General features: G+C 60.8%; 7 protein-coding genes. 3 read left to right on the top strand and 4 right to left on the bottom strand.

Annotated features, from left to right (window positions below; translation table 11 throughout):
• Nucleotides 1-348: 348 nt before the first annotated feature.
• The 3 genes from E1K68_RS17480 to E1K68_RS17470 form a co-directional block, all read right to left on the bottom strand.
• Entirely contained in the window at nucleotides 349-897 is a 549-nt protein-coding gene (locus E1K68_RS17480) for a cytochrome b (RefSeq protein ID WP_212614476.1), read from the bottom strand.
• 114 nt (nucleotides 898-1,011) lie between these two features.
• Nucleotides 1,012-1,839 carry a phosphonoacetaldehyde hydrolase gene (phnX, locus tag E1K68_RS17475; RefSeq protein ID WP_034133783.1) on the bottom strand — a complete coding sequence of 276 codons (828 nt, stop codon included), beginning with the start codon at nucleotides 1,837-1,839 and terminating at the stop codon, nucleotides 1,012-1,014.
• Nucleotides 1,840-1,939: 100 nt separating this feature from the next.
• A complete protein-coding gene (locus tag E1K68_RS17470; protein WP_003192233.1) occupies nucleotides 1,940-3,064 on the bottom strand; it encodes a 2-aminoethylphosphonate--pyruvate transaminase in 1,125 nt (374 codons plus the stop codon).
• 112 nt (nucleotides 3,065-3,176) lie between these two features.
• On the opposite strand from E1K68_RS17470, the gene E1K68_RS17465 reads away from it, so the two are divergent.
• Nucleotides 3,177-4,031: a LysR substrate-binding domain-containing protein gene (locus tag E1K68_RS17465; RefSeq protein ID WP_057710322.1), complete on the top strand. Its 855-nt coding sequence runs from the start codon at nucleotides 3,177-3,179 to the stop codon at nucleotides 4,029-4,031.
• Here E1K68_RS17465 and E1K68_RS17460 read toward each other — a convergent pair.
• Nucleotides 4,007-4,897 carry a LysR substrate-binding domain-containing protein gene (locus E1K68_RS17460; RefSeq protein WP_034133785.1) on the bottom strand — a complete coding sequence of 297 codons (891 nt, stop codon included), beginning with the start codon at nucleotides 4,895-4,897 and terminating at the stop codon, nucleotides 4,007-4,009. The two genes, E1K68_RS17465 and E1K68_RS17460, sit on opposite strands and share 25 nt — an antisense overlap.
• A 258-nt stretch (nucleotides 4,898-5,155) precedes the next feature.
• On the opposite strand from E1K68_RS17460, the gene E1K68_RS17455 reads away from it, so the two are divergent.
• Together E1K68_RS17455 and E1K68_RS17450 are read left to right on the top strand one after the other, a co-directional pair.
• Complete coding sequence (locus E1K68_RS17455; RefSeq protein ID WP_003192228.1) at nucleotides 5,156-6,487, top strand: MFS transporter; 1,332 nt, start codon at nucleotides 5,156-5,158, stop codon at nucleotides 6,485-6,487.
• A 109-nt stretch (nucleotides 6,488-6,596) separates the two neighbouring features.
• Entirely contained in the window at nucleotides 6,597-7,301 is a 705-nt protein-coding gene (locus E1K68_RS17450; protein WP_003192227.1) for a YebC/PmpR family DNA-binding transcriptional regulator, read from the top strand.
• Nucleotides 7,302-7,388: the final 87 nt, after the last annotated feature.

Raw genomic sequence — 7,388 nt, 5'->3', positions numbered from 1 at the left:
TGGAGGACGTTGTCGATGACATCGGTGGGGGTAATGGTCCCGTCGAAGTCACACAAGACATACCACTGGCTGAACGTCGGAGGTGCTGTAGCATCTCCCTGATCCGCGCAAGTGTGCTGGCGACAGTTACTTGAGGCGCCTTCCATAAAAATCCCGTTCAGTTCGTTGTCAGAGGCGAGTGTTCAATTGCTGGAGCACTGCCGTGCGACAAAACATTACGGGTTCTTTCTGATGGATGTCGTGGGAGTAATCCCAAGCTAAAAGCGTTAAATCGAAACTACAAAGTAGGAAATGTATAGACGATGTAGGATGGTTTACCTGGCACGCTTGGAGTGCCAGGTAAAGTCGTTACCTGCGTTTGGGCATCATGCGCAGCGCCGTGTTATCGCGCATCACGTAATGATGAAAGATCCCCGCCAACGCATGCAGCCCGATCAGCCAGTAACCGATCTGGCCAAATAGCACGTGCCAGCCTTCAATTTCCTTGGCCAATGCTTTGTTTTCCGTGATCAGCGGCGGCAATTCCATCCCATAGAACATCACTGAATGCCCTTCGGCACTGACGATCAACCAACCGGCAATCGGCATGCCGATCATCAACGCATACAACGCAGCGTGCATCAGCGTCGCCAGCAGGCTTTGCCACTGCGGCGGCGCCGGCACGATCTTCGGCGCCACCCCCAGGCTACGTGCAAACAAGCGCAGCCACATCAGTACAAACACGGTAAGGCCGAGCATGAAGTGCATTTCAACAATCAAGGTGCGCGCACCGCTGCCTTTGGGGAATTGGCCGCGCAGTTCAATGCAGGCGTAGACCACCGCCAGCAGTACCACCATCAACCAGTGCAACGCAATGGACATAGTGCTGTAGCGTGTATCGGAATTTTTCCACGGCATCGCTGTGTTCCTCACTCATCAGGGCGTACCTCCATTCTTTAGCGATGGAGTGCATTAACTGTATGCCTGTTTTGAGCGCTGCGCTTGTTGCCACTGCCCTTGTCTTGACCTCGGTCAGTAGGCCTGCGGCATTTCCCCGCGGGCCAGGCGCTGGTTGATGTCGCTGATGACCCGTGGCAGATCGGTGATGGTGTCAATCAGGTAATGTGGACGTGAAGCTTCGAACATCGCTTCGATGCGCTGGCGCTCGCTGGCCAGTGTGTCGGTGTCCAGCGCGCGGAATTGCTCGTAGGTCAGGCCCAGCGCGTTGCCAGAGCAGGTCAGGGCCACGGTCCACATGCCGGCACGGCGACCTTCGAGAATGCCCGGCACGGTGTCGTCGACCTTCACGCAGGCCGCCACATCATCAATGCCCAGGGCGATCACGTTAGCCAGCGCCTGGGCCGGCCATGGTCGGCCGTTGGGCACTTCGTCAGTGGCCACGACGTGGTCGGCGACGTAGCCGTTGGTGGCAGCCAGGGCCACGACCTTGTCCATCACCTGCTTGGGGTAGCCGGAGCAGGAACCGATCTTGATACCTTGGCCGCGCAGGGCGGCGATGGTGTCGAGGGCGCCGGGGATCAGGGCCGAGTGCTCGGCAATTTTCTCGATCTGCAGCGGCATGAAGCGCTGGTAGATGGCGGTCACGTCGTCGTCGGTGGGCGTGCGGCCGAACGCCTGGCGGTAGCGTTCGGCAACTTGCGGTTGGTCGCAGAGGGTGCGGATATGGTCCCACTTGCCCATGCCCATCGGGCCACGGGCCTCCTCGATAGATACCTGCACGTCGAACTCGGCGAAGGCCTCGACAAAAATCTGCGTGGGGGCGAAGGAGCCGAAATCGACCACGGTGCCCGCCCAGTCGAGGATAACGGCCTGGAGGGTGTTGGGGTTTTGATAGTTCATGATTCAGATCCTGTGGGTAATGGCATTCATGTCTGTAGGAGCGAGCTTGCTCGCGAAAAACATCCAGGCACCGCGTTGACTCAGGATGCCCGCGTCATCGTTAACGCGCTTCGAGAGCAAGCTCGCTCCTACACATTTCTTGCAGCACCTCGGCGATGGCCTTGACGGCTGCGCGCATGCCGGCCGCGTCGACATGACCGATGCAGCCCACGCGAAAGGTTTCCACCTGCGTCAGTTTGCCCGGATACAGGATGAAACCCTTGGCCTTGACCCGTTCGTAGAAGTCTTTGAACTGGTAGCGCGGGTCTGTGGGGGCGTGGAAGGTGGCAATGATCGGCGCTTGGATCGCCGACGGCAGAAAACTGCGCAGGCCCAGTTCGGCCATGCCGTCCAGCAATGCCTGGCAGTTATTCACGTAGCGCTGGTGACGGGCGGGCAGGCCGCCTTCCTCGGCGTATTGCAACAGCGCTTCATGCAGAGCAGCAACCACGTGGGTCGGCGGCGTGAAGCGCCATTGTCCCGTCTTGGCCATGTAGGTGTGCTGGTCGAACAGGTCCATCGCCAGGGAATGGCAGTTGCCCTGGGATGCAGCCAGCGCCGCTTTTTCGGCAAAGACAAAGCCCATCCCCGGTACGCCTTCCAGGCATTTGCCAGAGGCGGCGATCAACGCGTCGAAGGGTATTTCGCGGGCATCAATCGGCAGCGCGCCGAAGGAACTCATGGCGTCGATGATCAAGCGCTTGCCGTGGCTTTTGACCACCTCGGCGATCTGCGCCAATGGGTTGAGAATGCCGGTGCTGGTTTCGCAATGGATCAGCGCGACGTGGGTGATGGCGGCATCGGCGTGTAACAGGCGATCCACATCGGCGGCAGTGGTGGGCTCGTCTTCGGCGGTTTCAAAGATGCTGAATTGGCGGCCAAGCACCTCGCAGATTTTCGCCAGGCGCTTGCCGTAGGCGCCGTTGATCAACACCAGCACCTTGCCATTGCGAGGGACCAAGGTGCCGATCGCAGCTTCGACGGCGAAGGTGCCGCTGCCCTGCAACGGCACGCAGTGGTGGCTCTCGGCGCCGTTGAGGATCGCCAACAACTGCCTGCACACACTGGCTGTGAGCTGGTTGAAGCGGTCGTCCCACGAACCCCAATCTACCATCATCGCCTGGCGGGTGCGGTTCGAGGTGGTCAGGGGGCCGGGGGTCAACAGGATCGGCGCGGCAGTGGGCATGTCAAATCCTCGCAAGGTGTCGGGGTTCAAGCTACGGCGCCTAAATTGCAGTTTGGCTTGTCATCAATCAAATTGTTTGTTGTTATGTGAGCTATCAGTGAGGCCGATAGCTATGAACCTGTTCCAACTGCGTGCATTCGATGCCGTGGCCCGCGAGGGCAGTTTTACCCGCGCGGCGGCTCGGCTGTTTATCAGCCAGCCGGCGGTCACCGGGCATATCAAGGCGCTTGAGGAGCATTACCAGATCCCGCTGTTGCGCCGCACCGCACGCCGGGTGGAGTTGACCGAGGAGGGCGCACGCCTGGCGGCCATCACTCGGGCGATCTTCGGTTTGGTCGACGAGGCGCAAACCATGCTGGAAGCCAACCGCCAGTTGCTCACCGGGCGCCTGGAAGTGGCGGCCGATGGCCCTCATCTGGTGATGCCGATGATCGCCAGCCTGCGCGCGCGCTACCCCGGCATTACCGTGAACCTGCGTTTGGGCAATGCCCAGGAAACCCTGGCGGCGCTGCTGTCCGAACATGCGGATGTGGCGGTGCTCACCGAGGTGGAACCGCGCAATGGCCTGCACTTGCAACCCTTGGACCAGTCACGGATTTGCGCCTTGGTGCCGGCCGCGCACCCGTGGGCCAAGCAGCCTGACGGTATCGAGTTGGCGCAGTTGCATGAGGTGATCATGGTGCTGCGCGAGCCCAACTCCATTACCCGTCGCACTTTTGATGACGCGTGCCTTGCGGCGAATGTGCAACCCAAAGTGCTGCTGGAACTGGACAGTCGTGAAGCCGTGACCGAAGCGGTGGCGGCAGAATTGGGCGTGGGCGTGGTGTCGTCGATGGAGGTCAGCCCGGACCCGCGTGTACAGGCGGTACCGATCCTCGGCGATGGCCTGCTGAACCGGCACATGCTCGGCTGCATGGAGCGGCGCCGCTCGCTGCGCTTGATTCAGGCGTTTTTCGAGTTGGCGTGAAGGCTTTCACGCACGATCTCCAGGAAGGTCGCGACCACGCGGCGTGAACTCTGCTCTTTCAGGCACACCAGGGTTTCTTTCATGCGTTGTGTGCAATCGCGGATCGGCATGGCGTATACCCGCGCGTCGGCACCGAACTCTGCCGCCGACACCACGCCTACGCCAATCCCCACCACCACGGCTTCCCGGGCGGCTTCGCGGCCTTCCACCTGGATGGCGGGGCGAATGCGCAGGCCGGCTTGGCGCATTTCCTGCTCCAGGGTCTGACGGGTGACCGAGCCGGTTTCCCGCAGCACCAGCGGGGTGTTATCGAGGTCGGCCAGGCAAATCGATTCGCGCCCGGCCCAGGCATGGTCACGTGCGACAAAAGCCAGAAGTTGGTCGTCGGGCAGCGGCAGTGACAACAGGCGCGCATCATCGACATCGCGCCCCAACAGCGCCAGGTCGGCCTGGTAGTTGTAAAGGCGCGACAGCGACTCATCGGTGTTGCCGGTTTCGATCTTCACGCTGATCCCAGGGTATCGCTGGCAGAAGCGCGCAACCTGCGGCAGTACGTGCACGGGTGCATCCACTGCCAGGGTGAGGGTGCCGGTGAGCAGGGCGCGCGAATCCTGCAGCAATTCTTCGGCTTCGGCTTCGATCACAAACAGGCGTTGGGTGATACCCAGCAGGCGCTCACCCAGATCGGTCAGGCGCACCGAACGTTTGTTGCGGTGAAACAGCAGTACGCCGAAGCGCTCTTCCAGTTTGCGCACCTGGTCGGAAATCGCAGGTTGGGTCAGGAACAGGCGTTCGGCCGCCCCGGTAAAACTGCCGTGAATGGCCACCGCATGGAAGGCTTTGAGCTGGGCATGGGAAACGGACATGGCACGTCCTCTTAAAAGCTGAGCTTATATTTGAAATACGATAAATCGATTTTACCTATGAGTCAGCCATTGCTTTGATGCACCTCAGTCGCCGTAGGTTGAGTCCTACAACCACGGCCGCCATGGGCGCAGGCACACCGCACCCATCTGACCAATACCGCGCTCTTCAAGGCCCGGCATTGCAGTGCTCAACCATAAAAACAACAGGCGTTTTCTTTCGATTCTGCCGGCACACTCACACCTGAGGTCAGAACCACCATGAATATCCCTATGGGTAGCATCAAGCGTTGGCGCGTGCAGATTTTTGCCATCACCTGGCTGGCGTATGCCGCGTTCTATTTCACCCGCAAAGCGTTTTCAGTGGCGAAGCTGGGGATCGGCGACGACCCGAGTTTCCCCCTCGACAAAATGATGATGGCCAACCTGGATGGCCTCTACCTCGCCGCGTATGCCGTAGGCCAGTTCACTTGGGGCATGCTTGCCGACCGCTTCGGGCCACGGGTGGTGGTGCTTGGTGGCTTGCTGATTTCCGCAGGCGCGGCGTTGGTGATGGGCACCTTTGCCACCTTGCCGATCTTTGTCACTTGCATGTTAGTGCAGGGCTTGGCGCAGTCCACCGGCTGGTCGGGGTTATGCAAGAACCTTGGCAGTTTCTTCCCGGCGCAGCAGCGGGGGCGGGTGTTGGGGTTATGGAGTTCGTGTTACGCGTTTGGCGGGTTGGTCGCGTCACCGTTTGCCGGTTGGTGGGCCTATACGCTGATCGGCAGTTGGCACGCGGCGTTTATTTCCAGTGCCGCAGTGGTAGCGGTGGTGGCCGTGTTGTTCTTTATGTTCCAGCGCAATACCCCGCAGGATGTGGGCTTGCCGGCAGTCGAGCCCGAGCCCGAGCCGATGCTGAGCGCCGAGCAGTTGGCCGCCCAGCAGCGCGTCAGCGTACTCGAACCCCTGCGCGCGATCCTGCGCAACCGCACGGTGTTGACCCTGGGGCTGGCGTACTTCCTGCTCAAGCCGGCGCGCTACGCGATTCTGTTGTGGGGGCCGGTGATCGTCTACGAGCAGATGCCGTCGGTGGGCAAGGTCGGTGCCGCCATTGTGCCCACCGCGTTTGAGTTGGCTGGTTTACTGGGGCCGGTGCTGATCGGCCTGGCCTCCGACAAACTGTTCGGCGCCCGGCGCATGCCCGCCTGTGTGCTGAGCCTGTTGGCGCTGACGGTTGCCCTGGCGTTGTTCATGGGCGCGCTGCACACCGGCAGTGTGGTGCTGGTGATGGCCCTTCTGTTTGTCATGGGCCTGACGCTGTATGGGCCGGACTCAATGATCAGCAGCACCGCGGCCATCGACTTCGGCACCGCCAAGGCCGGCGCTACCGCCGCGGGTTTTGTGAACGGCTGCGGTTCGGTGGGGGCGATTCTGGGCGGTTTGCTGCCAGGCTATTTCGATACCGTTACGGTATTTATTGTGTTTGCCGGTGCGGCGCTGTTTTCTTCGCTGGTGCTGATGCCCTACTGGAATGCCAGGCCCGCCGTACTGGCCCAGGCCGGGGATTTTGTGCCGGACCGCAATGCGGTGATCAAACCCTTGCGCACCTGAGGGCCTTGGCCGGTTTTTTGGTGGAACGAAGCGTTCTCGCGCTATAAACTCTGCCCCCAAAGCGCCGGCCAGTAGACGTTTGGGCGCGATGGAAATAAGAGAGTGAGTCATGGGCGCACAGTGGAAAGTCAAACATAAAGAAGCGGCAGCCAATGCCAAGGGCAAGATCTTCGGCAAGCTGGTGAAAGAAATCACCATCGCCGCCCGCAACGGCGCCGATACCGCGACCAACGCGCACCTGCGCCTGGTGGTGGAACAGGCCAAAAAGGCCTCGATGCCCAAGGAAACCCTGGACCGCGCGATCAAGAAGGGCGCCGGTCTGCTCGGTGAAACCGTGCAATACCACCGCGTCACCTACGAAGGTTTCGCGCCGCACCAGGTGCCTTTGATCGTCGAGTGCGTGACTGACAACATCAACCGCACCGTGGCGGAAATCCGCGTGGCCTTCCGCAAGGGCCAACTGGGCGCTTCCGGCTCGGTAGCCTGGGATTTCAACCATGTCGGGCTGATCGAAGCATCGCCGGACACCCCGGACGCCGATCCGGAAATGGCCGCCATCGAAGCAGGCGCCCAAGACTTTGAAGAGGGTGAAGAAGGCGCCACCTTGTTCATCACCGAAACCACCGACCTGGATGCCGTGCAGAAGGCCTTGCCGGAGCAGGGCTTCACCGTGCTGTCGGCCAAGCTGGGTTATATCTCCAAGAACCCGGTCAGCGGTTTGACCGATGAGCAGATGGCAGAAGTCGAGGCGTTCCTGGAAGGCCTGGACAACCATGATGATGTGCAGGACATGTTTGTCGGCCTGGCGGGCTGATGTTTATCTGAGTACACGCGGTCAACCTGTGGGAGCGGGGTTGCTCGCGAATGCGGTGTGACAGTCAACAGATGTATTGCCTGTCTC

This window comes from Pseudomonas sp. B2021, from assembly GCF_018135665.1.
Taxonomy (GTDB): Bacteria; Pseudomonadota; Gammaproteobacteria; order Pseudomonadales; family Pseudomonadaceae; genus Aquipseudomonas; species Aquipseudomonas lactis.
Note: the sequence above shows the minus strand (reverse complement) of the source record. Positions and strands in the feature narration are given on the sequence as shown.

Bases quoted from the DNA above. Each gene is read 5' to 3' on its own strand.
- E1K68_RS17480 (WP_212614476.1), bottom strand. From the start codon at position 897: ATGCCGTGGAAAAATTCCGATACACGCTACAGCACTATGTCCATTGCG.
- phnX (WP_034133783.1), bottom strand. From the start codon at position 1,839: ATGAACTATCAAAACCCCAACACCCTCCAGGCCGTTATCCTCGACTGG.
- E1K68_RS17470 (WP_003192233.1), bottom strand. From the start codon at position 3,064: ATGCCCACTGCCGCGCCGATCCTGTTGACCCCCGGCCCCCTGACCACC.
- E1K68_RS17465 (WP_057710322.1), top strand. From the start codon at position 3,177: ATGAACCTGTTCCAACTGCGTGCATTCGATGCCGTGGCCCGCGAGGGC.
- E1K68_RS17460 (WP_034133785.1), bottom strand. From the start codon at position 4,897: ATGTCCGTTTCCCATGCCCAGCTCAAAGCCTTCCATGCGGTGGCCATT.
- E1K68_RS17455 (WP_003192228.1), top strand. From the start codon at position 5,156: ATGAATATCCCTATGGGTAGCATCAAGCGTTGGCGCGTGCAGATTTTT.
- E1K68_RS17450 (WP_003192227.1), top strand. From the start codon at position 6,597: ATGGGCGCACAGTGGAAAGTCAAACATAAAGAAGCGGCAGCCAATGCC.